The organism is Paramuribaculum intestinale (genome assembly GCF_003024925.1).
In the GTDB taxonomy this organism is placed as follows: domain Bacteria; phylum Bacteroidota; class Bacteroidia; order Bacteroidales; family Muribaculaceae; genus Paramuribaculum; species Paramuribaculum intestinale.
Genome location: NZ_PUED01000335.1, coordinates 1 through 1,445, shown reverse-complemented (window position 1 = coordinate 1,445; position 1,445 = coordinate 1). Strand labels below are relative to the sequence as shown.

Annotated in this window: 2 protein-coding genes; one reads left to right on the top strand and one right to left on the bottom strand. The window is 51.6% G+C overall.

Translation table 11 applies throughout. The features are described from left to right. Positions 1-140 precede the first annotated feature (140 nt). The gene (locus tag C5O24_RS13310; protein WP_107037029.1) at positions 141-446 is read left to right on the top strand and encodes a helix-turn-helix domain-containing protein; all 306 of its coding nucleotides are present in this window, start codon (positions 141-143) and stop codon (positions 444-446) included. Positions 447-502: 56 nt separating this feature from the next. Here C5O24_RS13310 and C5O24_RS13305 read toward each other — a convergent pair. Further along, on the bottom strand, positions 503-1,445 hold a 943-nt coding region (locus C5O24_RS13305), incomplete at its 5' end, for a site-specific integrase (RefSeq protein ID WP_107681971.1).

The following is a 1,445-nucleotide window of genomic DNA, read 5'->3' as shown; positions in this document are numbered from 1 at the left end:
GATTGGGGCAGAGGCCTCGATCATGACTCTTTTGTGCCTACACAATCGGCACAGAAACATAAGCAATTGATTTTTAACGTTAATCTTTTCTAAATCTCAACGAGAATTTTGGAATACAACATAGAAGGAGGGACACAATAATGGGTAGATACTATTCAAAACACGACGATGCGATAAAAACCTTCTTCGCGCAATGCAAGGATTGCACCGACATGGCCGGCCGGCTCATCTCCGGCCACAGGCCGACAATCATGGGAAAGAGATTCATGACGGACGCGCAGTTGTCAGACCATCTGAATATCTCACGCCGCACATTGCAACAGTACCGCGACAGCGGCAGAATCGCGTTTTATCGTCTTGACGGCAAAATCCTGTATGACGAGGACGATGTGAGGGATTTCCTCGCATTGTCATACCGTCCTAAATTTGAAGACTGGGGCACCTGAAAAAAATGCGGCAACCGGAGCTGTTTCCGATTGCCGCATTTCCTTTGTCTGATTGTTCAGAATGACATGCCGTTGAATTTGTTGCGCATCGTCTCCATATCCTCGGAAATGGTCTTGTCAAGCATTTTCGCATATATCTGCGTCGTTGTTATATCGCTGTGACCAAGCATTTTGGAGATGGTCTCCAAAGGAACGTGGTTGTTGAGCGACATAGTGGCGAACGTGTGCCGGGCGATATGGGTCGTAAGATGCTTCTGGATTTTCGCGAGGTCGGCAAGCTCCTTCAGATATGCGTTCGCCTTCTGGTTGGTCATTACCGGAAGGACAACACCCCTCGTCACCACGGTGGGATGGTCGCGGTATTTCTCCATTATCTTCACCGGAATCTCCAGCATGGGGATGATGCTCGTCTCGCTTGTCTTCTCACGGGCCTTCCTTATCCACATCTTCCCGTCCGCGTCGGTCGATATGTCGGAGCGCCTGAGAGTCTTGATGTCGATGAACGCGAGGCCGGTGAAGCAGCAGAACACAAATACGTCTCTGACACATTCGATACGGGGGAAGCCGCGGAGGTCGAGGAGCATGAGGCGGCGCAACTCGTCTTCGGTCAGGAAGCCCCTCTCGGCCTTTGTGCGCTTGAAACGCTTCCCGATGAACGGGTCATCCGTTATCCACTTGTTTGCGATGGCATACTGTATCACATTCTTCAGGTAACGGAGATAGCGGACGGTCGTGTTGTTGGCGCATTCCTTTGTCATGCGCAGGAAATGCTCAAAATCCTGGATGAAGCCTGCGGTCACGTCCTTGATGGGGATGTCGGTCTCGCCCAGCTTCAGGCTCATGAACTCTTCGAGGTAGGTCACGCACCGCTCCCAGCGTCCGAGGGTGGTCTTGCAGATGTCACCGCGCTCGCATTCTTCCTTGCGCTTGACGTTGGTCTCGCGGAAAACGTCGCACAGCATCTTTGGCTTCTCGACCAGTCCGAAATAATGGTTCTTT